The 14,899-nt window shown below is 62.3% G+C and carries 14 protein-coding genes and 1 riboswitch; of the genes, 3 read left to right on the plus strand and 11 right to left on the minus strand.

The genetic code is table 11. The features are described 5' to 3' along the window. From cobJ to B5F94_RS08565, 6 genes are all read right to left on the minus strand, one after another. On the minus strand, positions 1 to 738 hold the full coding sequence (gene cobJ, locus B5F94_RS08540) for a precorrin-3B C(17)-methyltransferase (RefSeq protein WP_087329405.1): 738 nt from the start codon (positions 736 to 738) through the stop codon (positions 1 to 3). Beyond that, positions 735 to 1,724 carry a cobalt-precorrin 5A hydrolase gene (locus B5F94_RS08545; RefSeq protein ID WP_087329407.1) on the minus strand — a complete coding sequence of 330 codons (990 nt, stop codon included), beginning with the start codon at positions 1,722 to 1,724 and terminating at the stop codon, positions 735 to 737. Before B5F94_RS08545 ends, cobJ begins: the two co-directional genes overlap by 4 nt. Continuing rightward, positions 1,721 to 2,476 (minus strand): precorrin-4 C(11)-methyltransferase, encoded by a 756-nt coding sequence (cobM, locus tag B5F94_RS08550; RefSeq protein WP_087329409.1) that lies wholly within the window; start codon positions 2,474 to 2,476, stop codon positions 1,721 to 1,723. Before cobM ends, B5F94_RS08545 begins: the two co-directional genes overlap by 4 nt. A gap of 46 nt (positions 2,477 to 2,522) precedes the next feature. Beyond that, the gene (gene cbiD / locus B5F94_RS08555; RefSeq protein WP_343212807.1) at positions 2,523 to 3,659 is read right to left on the minus strand and encodes a cobalt-precorrin-5B (C(1))-methyltransferase CbiD; all 1,137 of its coding nucleotides are present in this window, start codon (positions 3,657 to 3,659) and stop codon (positions 2,523 to 2,525) included. Between the two features lie 93 nt (positions 3,660 to 3,752). After that, positions 3,753 to 3,936, minus strand: a riboswitch (cobalamin riboswitch). A gap of 48 nt (positions 3,937 to 3,984) precedes the next feature. After that, a complete protein-coding gene (locus B5F94_RS08560; protein WP_087329458.1) occupies positions 3,985 to 4,437 on the minus strand; it encodes a GNAT family N-acetyltransferase in 453 nt (150 codons plus the stop codon). A 2-nt stretch (positions 4,438 to 4,439) separates the two neighbouring features. Further along, positions 4,440 to 6,875 carry a cation-translocating P-type ATPase gene (locus tag B5F94_RS08565; protein WP_087329411.1) on the minus strand — a complete coding sequence of 812 codons (2,436 nt, stop codon included), beginning with the start codon at positions 6,873 to 6,875 and terminating at the stop codon, positions 4,440 to 4,442. A gap of 190 nt (positions 6,876 to 7,065) precedes the next feature. Between B5F94_RS08565 and B5F94_RS08570 the strand changes: the two genes are divergently transcribed. Beyond that, positions 7,066 to 7,329, plus strand: coding sequence for a hypothetical protein (locus tag B5F94_RS08570; RefSeq protein ID WP_087270590.1), 264 nt, complete (start codon positions 7,066 to 7,068; stop codon positions 7,327 to 7,329). Positions 7,330 to 7,378: 49 nt separating this feature from the next. Here B5F94_RS08570 and B5F94_RS08575 read toward each other — a convergent pair whose 3' ends face one another. The 4 genes from B5F94_RS08575 to B5F94_RS08590 all read right to left on the minus strand — a co-directional run bounded on the left by B5F94_RS08575 (position 7,379) and on the right by B5F94_RS08590 (position 11,214). Next, positions 7,379 to 8,329 (minus strand): ROK family protein, encoded by a 951-nt coding sequence (locus B5F94_RS08575; RefSeq protein ID WP_087187607.1) that lies wholly within the window; start codon positions 8,327 to 8,329, stop codon positions 7,379 to 7,381. 90 nt (positions 8,330 to 8,419) lie between these two features. Beyond that, complete coding sequence (locus tag B5F94_RS08580) at positions 8,420 to 9,493, minus strand: lysylphosphatidylglycerol synthase transmembrane domain-containing protein (protein WP_087329413.1); 1,074 nt, start codon at positions 9,491 to 9,493, stop codon at positions 8,420 to 8,422. Further along, the gene (locus tag B5F94_RS08585; RefSeq protein WP_087329415.1) at positions 9,493 to 10,581 is read right to left on the minus strand and encodes an MGDG synthase family glycosyltransferase; all 1,089 of its coding nucleotides are present in this window, start codon (positions 10,579 to 10,581) and stop codon (positions 9,493 to 9,495) included. Before B5F94_RS08585 ends, B5F94_RS08580 begins: the two co-directional genes overlap by 1 nt. A gap of 108 nt (positions 10,582 to 10,689) precedes the next feature. Then, positions 10,690 to 11,214, minus strand: coding sequence for a 4'-phosphopantetheinyl transferase family protein (locus B5F94_RS08590; protein WP_242965642.1), 525 nt, complete (start codon positions 11,212 to 11,214; stop codon positions 10,690 to 10,692). Between the two features lie 341 nt (positions 11,215 to 11,555). Between B5F94_RS08590 and B5F94_RS08600 the strand changes: the two genes are divergently transcribed. Together B5F94_RS08600 and B5F94_RS08605 are read left to right on the plus strand one after the other, a co-directional pair. Continuing rightward, positions 11,556 to 12,254, plus strand: a complete 699-nt coding sequence (locus B5F94_RS08600) for a response regulator transcription factor (protein WP_087329419.1) — start codon at positions 11,556 to 11,558, stop codon at positions 12,252 to 12,254. Between the two features lie 26 nt (positions 12,255 to 12,280). Next, positions 12,281 to 14,401: a sensor histidine kinase gene (locus B5F94_RS08605; RefSeq protein WP_087329421.1), complete on the plus strand. Its 2,121-nt coding sequence runs from the start codon at positions 12,281 to 12,283 to the stop codon at positions 14,399 to 14,401. A 38-nt stretch (positions 14,402 to 14,439) separates the two neighbouring features. On the opposite strand, the gene nifU is transcribed toward B5F94_RS08605, so the two are convergent. Beyond that, positions 14,440 to 14,880 (minus strand): Fe-S cluster assembly scaffold protein NifU, encoded by a 441-nt coding sequence (nifU, locus tag B5F94_RS08610; protein WP_087329422.1) that lies wholly within the window; start codon positions 14,878 to 14,880, stop codon positions 14,440 to 14,442. Between the last annotated feature and the right edge of the window lie 19 nt (positions 14,881 to 14,899).

The following is a 14,899-nucleotide window of genomic DNA, read 5'->3' on the forward strand; positions in this document are numbered from 1 at the left end:
TTATTCCCCCCGCTGGAGGTAGCCGCGGGGGGTTACCATCTTACCGCCCAGCACCTTGGTCTGGCTATTGCCGATGAACACGGTGGTGAACATATCCACCTGGGTGTCCCGCAGCTGGGCCAGGGTGAGGAGCTTGCCCTCCTCACCCTCCCGGCCGATGTTGCGGACGGTGCCGCACACGGTCTCCGGGTCCTTATCCCGCAGCAGGATGTCGCAGGCCCGCTGCAAATAGTCGGGCCGGTTCCGGCTGGAGGGGTTGTAGAGGCAGATCACGAAGTCCGCCTGGGCGGCAGCACTCAAACGCTTCTCAATCTTCTCCCAGGGGGTGAGCAGATCGGACAGGGAGATCACCGCGAAGTCGTGGGTCAGGGGGGCGCCCAGCACGGCGGCGCCGCCGCAGGCGGCGGTGATGCCGGGCACCACTTCGATCTCGATGGGGTCATACTCCTGGGCCACCTCGTAGATGAGCCCCGCCATGCCGTACACGCCGGAATCGCCGGAGCACACCACCGCCACATCCTTGCCGGTGAGGGCGGCCTCCACGGCAGCCCGGCAGCGGTCCACCTCCCGGCGCATCCCGGTGGACAGCACCTCTTTCTCCGGGAAATCCGGCTTGACCAGTTCAATATAGGCGGTATAGCCCACGATCAGGTCGCACCCTTCCAAAGCGGCCCGGGCACGGCCGGTGAGGTCGGCGCCCCCGCCGGGGCCCAGTCCGATGACAGTTACTTTTTTCATAGGATCTTCCTTCCCGCCACCGCCACGGTGACGCCGTTTTTTGCCTGCTTGGGCACCAGAATAGTCCCTCCGGCACACACTGCCGCCCGCTCGCACACGTTGTCCACCCCGGTGATACGGGCCACAAAGGCGGACGGGGTGAAGGTTCCCTCCGCCTGTTCCAGCTCCACCGCCGAAAAGACGGACAGGGGCAGGTTATGGGCGGCACAGAAGGCCAGCAGGCCTGGTTCGTCCTGTTTCAAATCAATGGTGGCCACCTGGGCCACCGCCTGGCACTCATAGCCGGACAAGGCCTCCTCCACCGCCCCCCGGATGGTCTCCATGGGGGTGCCTCTCCGGCAGCCGATCCCCAGAATCAATCCCCTGGGGGCCAGCCGCAGGGTACGGGAAAAGGGGCCCTTTTCCTTCCGATAGGTCACCCACACACCCAGCTCCGCCGGGTCCCCGGTCAGTCCCACCGGGCAGGGGTGGTCAAAGTCGCTGGCAAAGCCCACCGGCTTCCCCTCCAGCAGGGCGGCGGAGATCTCCTTGGCCAGCACCCGGTCGGTGATGACCATGTCCCGCTCCCTGGCCCACACGTCCACGGCGAACAGGCCGTTGACGTCGGTGGCGGTGGACACCGCCGCCTGACCGCCGGTAAGGGCGGCCACCTTCACCGCCAGCTCATTGGCCCCTCCCACATGACCGGACAGCAGGGGGATGGCAAACCGCCCCGTCTCGTCCACGCTTATCACGGCGGGGTCGGTAAATTTATCCCTCACATGGGGGGCAATGGCCCGGACGGCGATGCCTGCCGCTCCCACAAAGATCAAAGCGTCCGCTTCGGTCCAGGCTTTTTCCGTCCAGCCCTCCAGGCTGTCATAGGCCTCCGCCCCCACTTCAGGGGCGAACCGGGCGGGCACATGGAGGGTGGCCTCCAGCGCGTCAGCCAGGGTACGGCCCAAAGCCGCCCCCCGCCGGGTAAAGGCAATGATGGCCGCCGTCACTTGCTGGCCTCCCGGAATTCATGGGTAAAGGTGGGGTCGTACAGCTTGGACCGCTGGTAATCATCCCCCAGAAAATAACCGATGGTAATGAGGGCCGTCTTGGTTACATGGTTCTCCTTGGCGGTTTTCGCCAGGGTGGACACGGTGCAGCGGTACACCTTTTCCTCCGGCCAGGTAGCCTTGTACACGATGGCCGCCGGGGTGTCGGGAGAATAGCCCCCCGCCATCAGCTCCTCCTCCACCTGCTCCAGCAGGCCGGTGGACAGGAAGAGCACCATGGTACAGCCATGGGAGGCCATCTTCCGCAGCTGCTCCCCCTCGGGCACAGGAGTGCGTCCCGCCATACGGGTAATGATAACCGACTGTGATACGTCAGGCAGCGTATACTCCGCGCAGAGGGCGGCGGCCGCTCCCGAGAAGGAGGACACGCCGGGGGTGACATCGTAGGCAATGCCCAGTTTGTCCAGCTCATCCATCTGCTCCCGGTGGGCGCCGTACAGGGAGGGGTCGCCGGTATGGAGCCGGACGGTGGTGCCCCCTCTGGCCTCGGTCTCTTTCATCACCGCAATGACCTCTTCCAGGGTCATCTTGGCGCTGTCATAGACCTGGCAGCCTTCCTTTTTATAATCCAGCAGGGCGGGGTTCACCAGGGAACCGGCGTAGATGATCACATCCGCCTCCCCCAGCAGCCTGGCGCCCCGCACGGTGATGAGATCGGCCCCACCGGGGCCCGCGCCGATGAAATGTACCATAATCGAAACTCCTATCTGTATCGGCGGACGGCCGTAAAAGTCGCCCCTACGATTGATGTTGATGCAGAGCCAGCAAGTTGTCAGCCCCTGTTGTCTTTCCCAGCAGTCCGTACTGGTTGGAGAAGAACACCGCCGCGATGGCCAGGTCCGGCCCGGCCCGGTGGTGCAGCACCTCCTCCAGAGCCTGGGCGATGGAGGCCATCACCGGCTTCAGCAGCCCGTCCTCTTTCAGCAGCTCCACCCCGGCATCGGTGGTAGGGCAGGCAAAGAGGGCTTTCAGCAGCGCCGGGCTCCCGCCCGTCAGAGCGGCGTGGGCAGTGAGGGTCTCCCGCCGGCCATCGGCCACCTTGGAGTGGGTGTTCATGTTCCCCGCCGCCACTTTAATCAGCTTGCCCAGGTGGCCCACCAGCAGGAAGGATCGGAAGCCCAGCCCGGCAGCGTGGTCGATGGCGTGACCCAGATAGTTGCTGCAAGTGCAGCGGTGGGTCAAGTCCAGGCCCAGAGTCCCCTCCGCGAAGGAATCCCCGTAGTTGCCGGGGGTGACCAGCAGATCGGTGACGCCTGCGGCTTTGGCTATATCCTGCTCCAGGTAGAGGGAGTCGATGAGGGCGGCCTCGCTCATGGGGCGGACGATGCCGCTGGTGCCCAGGATGGAGATGCCCCCTTCAATACCAAGCCGGGGGTTGAAGGTGTGGGCGGCCAGGGCCTCCCCCTCCGGCACCGAAATGGTAATGGACAGCCCGCCGGTATAGCCTGCCTTGGCCATCTCCTCCTCCGCCTGGTGCCGGATCATCCGCCGGGGGGTGGAGTTGATGGCAGCTGCGCCTACCGGCTGGTCCAGTCCGGGCCGGGTCACCCGGCCCACGCCGGTACCGCCGTCGATGATAATGCCGGGGGCGCCGGTTTTTTCCGCCCGGGCAAAAATCAGGGTACCGTTTGTCACATCCGGGTCGTCCCCGCCGTCCTTCCGGACGGCGCAGCTGGCCCAGCCGGTTCCGGCGGACTGTTCCAGCAGTTCAACCTCCACCGTGATCCCCGCCGGGGTATCCACCCTTACCGCGGGCAAAGTCTCCCCGGTGAGCAGCAGTCTTGCCGCGCCAGCTGTGGCGGCGGCGGCGCAGGTGCCGGTGGTGTAGCCGCAGCGCAGCTGCTTATTTCCCACCGGGATATACAGTTTCAGCACCAGACCGCCTCCTTCGACACAAAAAGGCCCTCCCCAGCTTTGGGGAGGGCCTTTTTCAATGAAAAATGCCGCACCTCTCCACCTCAGAGCTACGCAATACGGTATCCCTGCAGCGGGTCTCCTGGCTTGCGTTTCCTCCTCCGGCGCACCTTCTCAGCCCCACGGGCCAATGGTATTCGCGCCTTCGTCCACGCTTACAGTAGAGGTAAGACTGCGCCGGATTTGCACCGGCTTCCCCTTTCGCGGCACTGCCGCAACTGCGGATACGATTCAATTCTCCGCTCATTATATCAGGACGCAGAGGAAAAGTAAAGGTAATTTCTTGTCATATGAGCGCACAGGGCGGTTCCCATACCATGACAAAATTGGTCAATTTGACCCCATGGCGTTCCACCTGCTGCTCCCGCTCCACCCGCCAGCCCCGGTGTTCAAAGAAGGGCCGGGCGGTAAGAGAAGCATGGGTCAGCCGGGCGCCGGGCAGGCCGTCGCACAGGGCGGTGGCAATCCCCCGGCCCTGGAGATCCTTATGGACATAGAGCCGGTCCAGGTAGCCGTCGCCGGCCAGGTCGGCAAATCCGGCAATCATCCCGTCCCACTCCGCCACCAGAGTGGTATGGGCCTGAAAGGAGGCGTCCCAGGCCGCCAGATCCACCTGGCCGTCGGCCCAGGCATCCAGCTGCCGCAGGGTATAGTCCTGTCCGCACACCCCATGAACCGTCTGATAAAAGAGCTCCGCCAGAATGGGGCAGTCCGACGGACGGTAGGGCCGTACCGTCAGACTCATGTGCGGCGCCTCATATGTCTGGCCTTGTCCCACAGCAGGGCGCCGTACTGACATACCTTCAGCAGCACGTTCATCACCGGGTAGGACAGGCACAGGAACACCACCAGCACCAGGAAGGACTGGATGGTCAGCTGGCTCAGGCCAAAGCTGGCCCCGAACCAGATAATGGCCACCGCGGAGGAGGCGCTCATGGCGATCATCAGCACCCGCCGCTTCCAGTCGAAGGGCTTACACACCTGATAGAGCACCAGCAGGCCGATGACCACCAGCAGGATGGTAGACATAGTGGACAACTCATCGGTGGTAAAGCCAAAGACCAGATAGAAGGCCTCCAGCCCCAGCACGATGATCAGGTCGGTGAGGCCGCCGGGCAGGGCCGCCCGGAACACGTTGGTGAGGAATTTTCCCTTCACCAGCGCGTGGTTGGGCTCCAGAGCCAGGAAGAGGGAGGGCACGCCGATGGTGACGGCGCTGAGGAAGGAGATCTGCAGCGGGGTCACCGGGTAGGGGAAGGTGGCAAACAGAGAGATGATGGACAGGAAAAAGGAGAAGATGTTTTTCACCAGATAGAGGGCGGCGGCACGCTGGATGTTGTTGATGACCCGCCGGCCCTCGGCCACCACCTTGGGCATGGCGGCAAAGTCGGAGTTAAGGAGCACCAGCTGGGCGGCGTGGCAGGCGGCCTCCGCGCCGGAGGCCATGGCAATGCCGCAGTCGGCATCCTTCAAAGCCAGCACATCGTTGACGCCGTCGCCGGTCATGGCCACGGTGTGGCCCGCCCGCTGAAGGGCCTGGACCAGCTTGCGCTTCTGGTCGGGGGTGACCCGGCCGAACACGGTGAATTCCCGCACCGCCCGGTCCATATCCGCGTTGGAGTGGAGGGTGGCGGCGTCCACATAGCGGTCCGCCCCCTGGATACCCGCCTGACGGGCCACCTCGGCCACCGTCACCGGGTTATCGCCGGAAATGACCTTAACGGCCACCTTCTGCTCGGCAAAGAACTGGAAGGTCTTGGGCGCCGATTCCCGCACCCGGTTGGACAGCAGCACCAGGGCCATGGGGCACACCCGCCGGGGGTCCAGCCCCTTCTGGTCGGGCATCCCCTGGTATTCTGCGGCCAACAGCACCCGGTAGCCCTTGGCGGACCAGGGGTCCACCTGCTCCTTCAGATCCCCGTACCGGGGCCCCAGGATGAACTCGGGAGCGCCCACCAGATAGGCGCCGTGGCCGGGAAAGACGGCGGCGCTCCACTTGGTGGCGGAGGTGAAGGGGATGGTCTTTTCCGCGTGCCAGGCCGACCGGCCGTGGAACTTCTTCTGCATGGCCCGGGCAGTATCGTTGTCCGCCTCGGAAACCTGATAAAAGGCGTTGAGGATCTCGGTGACCTCGGTCTCGGCGTACTTCTCCGGGTCCAGGTACACCACCTCCCCCACCTCCATCCGGGGTTCGGTGATGGTGCCTGTCTTGTCCACACACAGCACGTCCACCCGGGCCAGGGTCTCGATGCAGTTCATATCCTGGGCCAGCACCTTGCCCTGGGCCAGCCGGATCATGCTCACCGCCAGAGCCACGCTGGTCAGCAGGTAGAGACCCTCGGGGATCATGCCGATGAGGGCAGCCACCGTGGACACCACCGTCTCCTGGAAGGTGCGGCCCACGATGAAAAATTCCTTGGCAAACAGGGCGATGCCGATGGGGATGAGCAGGATACCGATGACCCGGATCAGCTTGTCCAGAGAGGACATCATCTCGCTCTTGCCCACCGTGACGTCCTTTTTGGCCTCCAGGGTAAGGCGGGCGGCGTAGGAGTCGGCCCCCACCCGGTCCAGCCGGGCCCGGCAGCGTCCCGCCACCACAAAGGAACCGGAGAGCAGGGCGTCTCCCGGCCGCTTGATGATGGCATCGGCCTCGCCGGTAATGAGGGCCTCGTTGACCTGGATCTGACCGGCCAGCACCGTGGCGTCGGCGGGGATCTGATCGCCGGAGGCCAGCTCCGCCACGTCGTCCCGCACCAGATGGGCGGCGGGCACCGAGCCCAGCTGCCCCTCCCGCACCACATTGGCCCTGGGGGCGGCCAACAGGTTCAGCTTGTCGATGGTCTGCTTGGAGCGCAGCTGCTGCAAAATGCCGATACCGGTGTTAGCCATGGCGATGAGCAGGAACAGCAGATCCTCCACCGATCCCACAAAGATCAGCAAAGCAGCCAGCACCACAAAAATAAAATTGAAGAAAGTAAAGACGTTAGCGCGCACGATCTGGCCTACGGTCTTGGTGGGGGATTCCACCGGATCGTTGGCCCAGCCGTTCTGCTGGCGCTCCCGCACCTGGACCATGGTCAGGCCCAGATTGGGATCGGCGCTCACCCGGGGCACGTCCCGGCGAGGACGGGGGACGGGCTGGGGAGATGGATGCTGTTTCTGCTTGCCTTTCATGTAGTCGCCCTCAATACTGTAAATTCCGTCCTCAGGACGGACAATTTCCAAAATCTTGTCACATTATAGCCGATTTTTCCGGCACATACAAGGCCGCCGGATAAATCTTAACCAATTCTCCACAATTTCTTAAACCGGGGTCATGGGGGCCCTCCTTCTCCGCTATACTGGAATCAAAGGAGGGGTATCCATGGAGCCCATTTCAGACAAGATGCACGTCCTGCTCCGGCTGGCACTGTGCGGCGGCGGCGCGGCTCTGCTGTACGCGGGCGCCCTCAAGTTGCCTGCTCTGGAGGAGCGCCGTCCCTGGCTGGAGGAACACCGGCTTCAGATCATTGCTCTGGGGGCGGCTGCGCTGTTCGGTCTGTCCCTGCTGGCTTTTCCCCGGCCGGAGGATGACAAGGAGCAGGAAGAGTCCGACTGTTGCTGCGACGGCTACGAGCCGGTGGAGTGAGCCGCCCCAAAAGCACAGGGCCCGCCGGATGGCGGGCCCTGTTTTGGACTTATCGGAAAAGGGGCAGCAGGGCCGCGCCGATGATACCGGCGTCGTTGCCCAGAGCCGCCCGCACCAGCCGGGTACGGTGGACGCTGTTGCGGGCGTAGTCCTCCCGATTCAGGATGTAGCGCACGGGAGCCATCAGCGTCTCCCCCTGAGCGGAGGGCCCACCGCCGATGCAGAACACCTCCGGCTGGAAGATGTTCACCAGGCTGGCCACACCGCAGCCCAGGTAATCCACATACTCATCGATGACCTTTCCGGCGGCCGCGTCGCCCAGGGCGGCGGCGTCAAAGGGGGTGCGGCCGTTGACCGCCTCCAGAGTGCCCGCCAACTCCCACAGCTTGGAGTCGGGGTGTTCCTCCATGACCTCACGGGTGCGTTTGATGAGGGCGGTAGCGGAGCAGTAGGCTTCAAAGCAGCCCTTCCGGCCGCAGGTACACAGCCGGCCGTCGTGCTCGATGACAAAGTGGCCCACTTCCATGCCGGCGTAGTTGAAGCCGGTATACAGCTTGCCGTTGAGGACAGCGCCGCCGCCCACACCGGTACCCAGGGTAATGGCGATCATGGACTGGCTGCCCTTGCCGGCGCCGGCGGCAAATTCGCCCAGAGCGGCGGCATTGGCGTCGTTCTCCAGGTAGATCTTTTTATTCAGCCGCTCCTCCATCAGGGCGGTGAGGGGCACATTGGAAAAGTCCAGGTTGGACCAGAACCGGATCACGCCGGTATCAGGCTCAATGGTACCAGGGGAACCAATGCCCACCGACTCAATATCATCCATGGACAGGCCCACCTGCTCCACCGCCGCCCGGGAGGCTGCCGCCATCTGATCGGCTACCTGTTCCGCCGGCACACCCCGGGGGGTTGGCAGACTGACCTTGCCCAAAAGTTCACCGTTTTCAGTCACCACAGCGGCAGCCACGTTGGTGCCGCCCAGATCGATCCCCAAATAGTACATCATCCCGCCTCCTTTGTTCTTCTCCCTGATTATAATGCACCCGGCCCGGCGGCACAAGAGGAAAAAACGGCGTCCATAGGACGCCGTTTTTCAGGTCACGATAGGCCCCCGGGCCTGCTTAGGGTAAGGGGTGGAATCCTCCATTCTCCGCTGGCGGCGGGTCCGCAGATGGACCGCCAGCGCGACAATGGCGCTGATCACCAGGAAGGAGTAGAAGCTGATGCCCCGGGACACCAGCACGGCAGGCGTCACCAGGCTGGAACCGAAGAAGAGGGCCATGGCGGTCACAAAGCCGCCCTCAGAGGCGCCCACGGCGCCGGGCAGCGGCAGATTGGCCACCGCCAGGGTCACCAGCGCCTGGGTGGCGATGATCTCCATCGGACTGGCGCCCGACAGGCCGAATGCGTAGTATACCGCCACAGGAATGGAGAAGAGAGCGGTGAGCTGGATGATGGTGATGAGCACCAGGCCCACCATCATACCCGGATTCTGTTTGACGCACTGGGCGCCCTTGTGGTACTCCTCCATCTGCTTCTCCAGCCGCTGGCGGGCCTTGTCCCCATTGCGGATGATGCGCACCTTCACCAGCAGTTTGAGCACGCCGCCGGTGAGCTTGCGGGCAGCGTTGGGCAGAAACATCAGGGAGAGCATTCCCACCGTCAGGCTTCCGTTGACCACCACACCGTAGAGCAGCAGCAGTCCCAGACCGCTCCCCAGATTCTGCACCAGATAAAAGTGGGTCAGGGCCGCCGCCAGAGCATAGACGATGACCACCGCCTGATAACACACCGCGATGAGCATCATATTCAGCGCGCCGTGGGCCGCCGGGATATTGTCCTTGGACATATAGTAGACCTGAGCCGGCTGACCGCCAGTAGAGGAGGGGGTAATGGAACTGACGTAAAAGCCCACAAAGGAATAGCCCAGGCAGCGGCGGTAGCGCACCTTATGGCCCAGACGCCCCAAAACGATCCTGGAACACAGGGCCTCGCTGCCCACAAACACAAACATCATACCCAGCCCCACCAGCAGCCACAGGGGATTGAGCTGCCGCAGGGTGCTGGCCAGCCGCGAGAAGGACATATCCCGGAGCAGCATATAGCCGGTAAAGGCCATGAGAGCCAGGATCAGCCCGATACCGACCAAGCTCTTCCGTTTGTCCATCAGGCGCACACCCCTTTTCCCGCAGTCAGCCGGGCCAGGATATGGGTCAGGCTCTCCTGCTCCAGCTGTTCTTTCAATGCGTGCATTTTGGCCGACATATCGGCCAGCGTATAGTCGTCATAGATCAGTTCCCGAATGGCGGTCAGACACTCATCGGGTTCCTTGGCCGCCACCCGGCCCATTCCCCGCTTCACCAGGAAACGGGCGTTGTTCTTTTCTTGCTCCAGGAAAGGCTCCCAGGCCAGAATGGGCAGTTCGGAGAAAATGCTCTCAAACATGGTGATGCCGCCGGGCTTGGTGAGCACCAGGTCGGCCCAGGCCATATATTCATAGACCCGGTCGGTAAAGCCGATCACCCGGATGTTCTCATATTTGTTGACCAGCCGGTCGTACAGCTTCTGGTTGCGGCCGGTAATGATGGTGGTATGTACGCCAGGCATGGTGTCCAGCGCCTCATAGAAGGAATCCTTCCGGGGCATCATGCCCAGGCCGCCGCCCATAATGAGCAGGTTGCGTTCCTTTCGGTCGCCCCGGTGGACGGGCAGCTTGAACTCCGCCCGGACGGGAATTCCGGTGACGCAGATGATGTCCCGGCTGACTCCCTTGGCCGCCAGCCGCTCCCTGATCTCCTCGGTGCCCACCAGATAGCAGTCGGTAACCCGGTGGATCCACTCGGAATGGCTGGTCAGGTCGGTGACACAGGTCACCATGGGCAGGCTGCTCCCCGTCTCCTTCTTCCAGCGGGCCACAATGCGGGCACAGATGGGATGAGTGGCGATGATCACATCGGGCCGCTTGCGCTCGAAGAGCTCCTCCACCCGGTCGGGGCACTGCTCATCATTCAGGGGCCGTTCGTCGGAATCCTTGTTCTGGGTAAACTTATAATAAAGGTTGAACAGTCCGCTGCCCCGGGTCACCAGGACATTGAACCACTTGTACATGGACTCGGAGTTGTGGTTGGTATAGGCGATCAGGTCCATGACCTCCACCTGTGCCTCCGGGAATGCCCGCAGCAGCTGCTGACGCAGGGACATGGAGGCCGACCAGTGGCCCATGCCGAACTTACCCGTTACGATCAGGATATTCACGCTGCTCCCTCCTCACGATACTCTTTCTCATGGTCAAGTATAGCGGGTGTTCTTTTAGAAAATCAGAGCCTGTTTCTTAAAAAGATATTAAGAAAAAGAAACAGATTGTCACTTTCCCGCCCAGACCTGCCGGGGCAGGGGCTCTTTTCCAGCGGTACACACCGCCGCCCGCCAGTCCGGACCGGCGTAGGCCCCAAAGCGCAGGCCGTCTTGTTCCCCCGTCTGTCCCGGCTCCAGCAGAGGCACGCCAATGGTCCGGGGCGCTTGACGCAGGCCGGTCCCCAGGCACTTGACCTTGGCCTCCTTCAGGGTCCACAGGGTATACAGGCTTCCCCAGTCCCCGCCCCGGCCCTGAAACCAGGCAAACTCCTCCTCCGAGAGCACATAACGGGCCAGTCCCGCCCGCCGGGGCCGCACCCGTTCCACATCCACCCCCAGCGGAGCCTCGCCTGCGCCGCACAGGGCCAGGCCGCCGCTGTGGCTCAGGTTAAAGTGCAGGCCGGGCACATCCGGAAACCAGGGCTTCCCCGACTCCATGCGGGCCACCCGGGGCAGTTCCGTCCGGCCAAAGTTCTCCCTGATCAGACGGGCGAGCAGCGCCCAGGCGTCGCCATTCTCCATCCGGAGCACCATCGTTGCCCGCCTCCTTCCGCAGCCACAAAAAGACGGCGAGCCCCGCCGGCCGCTTCACGGCACAGCAGGGACGCCGCAATATGCGTTTATTCATCATTATATCCGTCCGTCTCCCAATCCGCAAGCCCTTTTTACGTCATGATACCATTTTTCACAGTTTTTTCCTCTTCATTGAAAGAGAAGAAGAGGCCATTTACCCCTGCATTTGCTTTTACCGGCGGTTGGAGGTACAATGAGATACAACACACATCAGACCAGACGCTCTTAAAGGCTTTTTAAACAAATTCCCGTTCCTCCCTTAAAAGACGTCTGCTATTCTTTGCAGCATACGAGGTGAGCCTATGTATACCATTCTCGTCTGTGATGACGACCGCGACATTGTTTCTGCCCTGGATATCTATCTGACCAGTGAAGGTTACCGCACCGTCAAGGCCTACGACGGGCTGGAGGCCGTCAAGGCGGCGGAGGCCCAGCCGGTGGACCTGATCCTGATGGACATCATGATGCCCGGCCTGGACGGCATCCGGGCTACCGCCAAGCTGCGGGAAAAGTTTAACGTTCCCATTATCCTGCTCACCGCCAGGAGTGAGGACTCCGACAAGGTGCTGGGGCTGAACATCGGCGCCGACGACTACATCACAAAGCCCTTCAACCCCATTGAGGTCATCGCCCGGGTGAAGAGCCAGCTGCGGCGGTATACCAGCCTGGGCGGCAAAAGCGGCGCCAGTGAGAACACCCAGCTGCTCACCAACGGCGGCATTGTCCTGGACGACAGCGCCAAGTCGGTCACCGTGGATGGGGACCGGGTGAACCTGACCCCCTTGGAGTACAATATTCTCCTTCTGCTGCTGAAAAACCCGGGCCGGGTCTTTTCCACCAGCCAGATCTACGAGCTGGTATGGAACGATCCCTCCCTGGGTTCGGAGAACACCGTGGCAGTCCATATCCGTCACCTGAGAGAAAAAATCGAGATCGATCCGGCCAACCCCAGATACATTAAAGTGGTGTGGGGGTTGGGCTACAAGATGGAAAAGCTTTGACCCATTCAAAAGGAGGGGGAAACACCATGAAAAAACTGGGGACCCGGCTGGCGGTGAAGGCGATCGCCTTCCTTCTGGCCCTGGGCACCGGCGTTGGGGGCTTCTGGGCCACCCTGTTTATCCTCTCCCAGTGGGACACCCTGTGGACCGGCGTAGGCTACTACTCCAGCAACTCCTGCGCCCAATACATGAGCAACCGCATGGTGCAGGTGGAAGAACTGGCCCGATTGCTCCAGTATCAGGCCTGGGAGGCTCCGCTGTCCTACCTGGATCAGCAGCGCCTCAGCGACCTGGAATATGCGCTGGACAGCGAGCGCACCAATTTCTGCTTTACCATCCGGCGCAATGACAGCGGCGCGCTGGTCTACTCCAATCTGGAGGATGGCCAGACGGTGGAGAGCAGCGTCCATACCGTCCTGCGGGACTCCATCGACGTCACCTACAACGACGGCGGCGAGCGACGGAAGGATTACTTTGTATGGAACGGAGAAAAGCAGTTTTATCTGCTCTATGTGGTGCTGGACAACGGCACCGAGCAGCTGCTCACCCCTACCGACGCCGCCCTGGCAGCTCAATACGGCTACACCTTTAACGGAAACTCCTGGGACTACAACCAGGCCCAGGACAGCCGCCTGCTCTATATGGATCTGGCCATTGAATACGGCGTGGCCTATCCCCTGTCGGTCCACGACGAGTTCTGGGACAGCTCTCAGGATTTCAGCGAATATGCCCGGTATCTGCCCGCTCTGGCGGTGCTCACCGTGGTGCTGGACGTATCCTGTGTGCTGACCTGTGTCTTTTTGTGCCGGGTGGTGGGACGCCGTCCCGGCAGAGAGGATATCGTCCCCAGCCGGTTTGACCGTATTCCTCTGGACCTGCTGGTGCTGCTGGAACTCTGGATCATCATCCTGCTGCTGACCGGCGGCGATCCCATGGCAGTGGCCCTTAACTCCAACGGCCCGTCCACCGATGTGGTGGTGGGGCTGGCCCTCGTCTCCAGCGGGGTGGGTCTGTGTCTGCTCTCCTCCCTGCTCACCCTTATGACCCGCATCCGCACCAAAACCCTGTGGACCAACACCCTTGTTTGGCGGCTGATCCAGGTACTGGGCCGGGCGATCCGCAACGCCGCCCACAGCTGGCCCCTGACCGGGCGGGTCATCGTGCTCTTTCTGCTCTACCTGGTGGGTACCTACCTCACCGCCCTCACCATAGTGCTTGTTCCGGTCTATCAGGGCCTGGTGCTGTGGCTGCTGTGCCGGTGGGCCATCCAGTGGCACCGGGTCCGCCAGGGCACCGACCACATTCTGGGCGCAGATCCCAGCTTTAAGATCGACACCAGGGGCCTGTACCACGACCTGGCCCAGCACGCCAAGCAGCTCAACGACCTGGGCGGCACCATTAGCCAGGCAGTGGATGAGCGCATCCGCAGCGAACGTTTCCGGGCGGAGCTCATCACCAACGTATCCCACGACCTGAAAACCCCCCTGACCTCCATTATCAACTATGTGGATCTGCTGAAAAAGCAGCCCATTGACAACCCCCAGGTCCAGTCCTATATTGAGGTACTCACCCGGAAAAGCCAGCGGCTGAAAAAGCTGACCGAGGATCTGGTGGAGGCCTCCAAAGCCTCCACCGGCACCCTGCCCGTCCATCTGGAGCGGCTGGGCATGGTGCAGCTGGTCCAGCAGGCTCTGGGAGAATTTGAGGAGCGATTTGCCCAGAGTAATCTGGCGGTGGTCACCCTCTACCCGGAGGAAGAGGTGTGGATCATGGCGGATGGCCACCACCTGTGGCGGGTCATCGACAACCTGCTGTCCAACTGCAACAAGTACGCCCTGGAGGGCACCCGGGTCTATCTGGAAATCACCCGCCGGGATAACAGCGCCGTATTCTCGGTGAAAAACATCTCCCGGCAGCAGCTCAACATCCCCCCAGAGCAGCTGATGGAGCGTTTCGTCCGGGGAGACACCTCCCGCACCACCGACGGCTCCGGCCTGGGGCTGTCCATTGCCCGCAGCCTTACCGAGCTGCAGCACGGCCAGTTCGATCTGAGCATTGACGGCGATCTGTTTAAGGCCACCGTCACCTTCCAGCTGGCTCCCCCGCCGGAGGGGGAGGCGGAACCCCAGCTTCCTCCGCCCGCATAGCGAAAACGTCCTGCCGTTTTCACGGCAGGACGTTTTCGTTATCCGCAGGAGGAGCAGCAGTGCCCCTCCTCACAGTCGCAGGGCAGTTTAAGGGACTCGGGCACCGGCTCTCCCTTCTTCTGATAGTAGTCGGCCAGCGCCGCCTTGATGGCCTCCTCCGCCAGCACGGAACAGTGCATCTTGTGGGCGGGCAGCCCGTCCAGAGCCTCTGCCACGGCGGCATTGGTAAGGGTCATGGCCTCGGCAATGGTCTTGCCCTTGATCATCTCGGTGGCCATGGAGGAGGTGGCGATGGCGGAACCGCAGCCGAAGGTCTTGAACTTCACGTCGGTAATAACGTCGCCGTCCATCTTCAGGTACATCTTCATGATATCGCCGCACTTGGGATTGCCCACCTGGCCTACCCCATCGGCGTTCTCGATCTCTCCCACGTTGCGGGGATGCTCAAAATGGTCCATCACTTTATCTGAATACAGCATTGTAGTTGCTCCTTTCCAA

The sequence above is a fragment of the Flavonifractor sp. An4 genome (assembly GCF_002161755.1).
Lineage (GTDB): Bacteria > Bacillota > Clostridia > Oscillospirales > Oscillospiraceae > Flavonifractor > Flavonifractor avicola.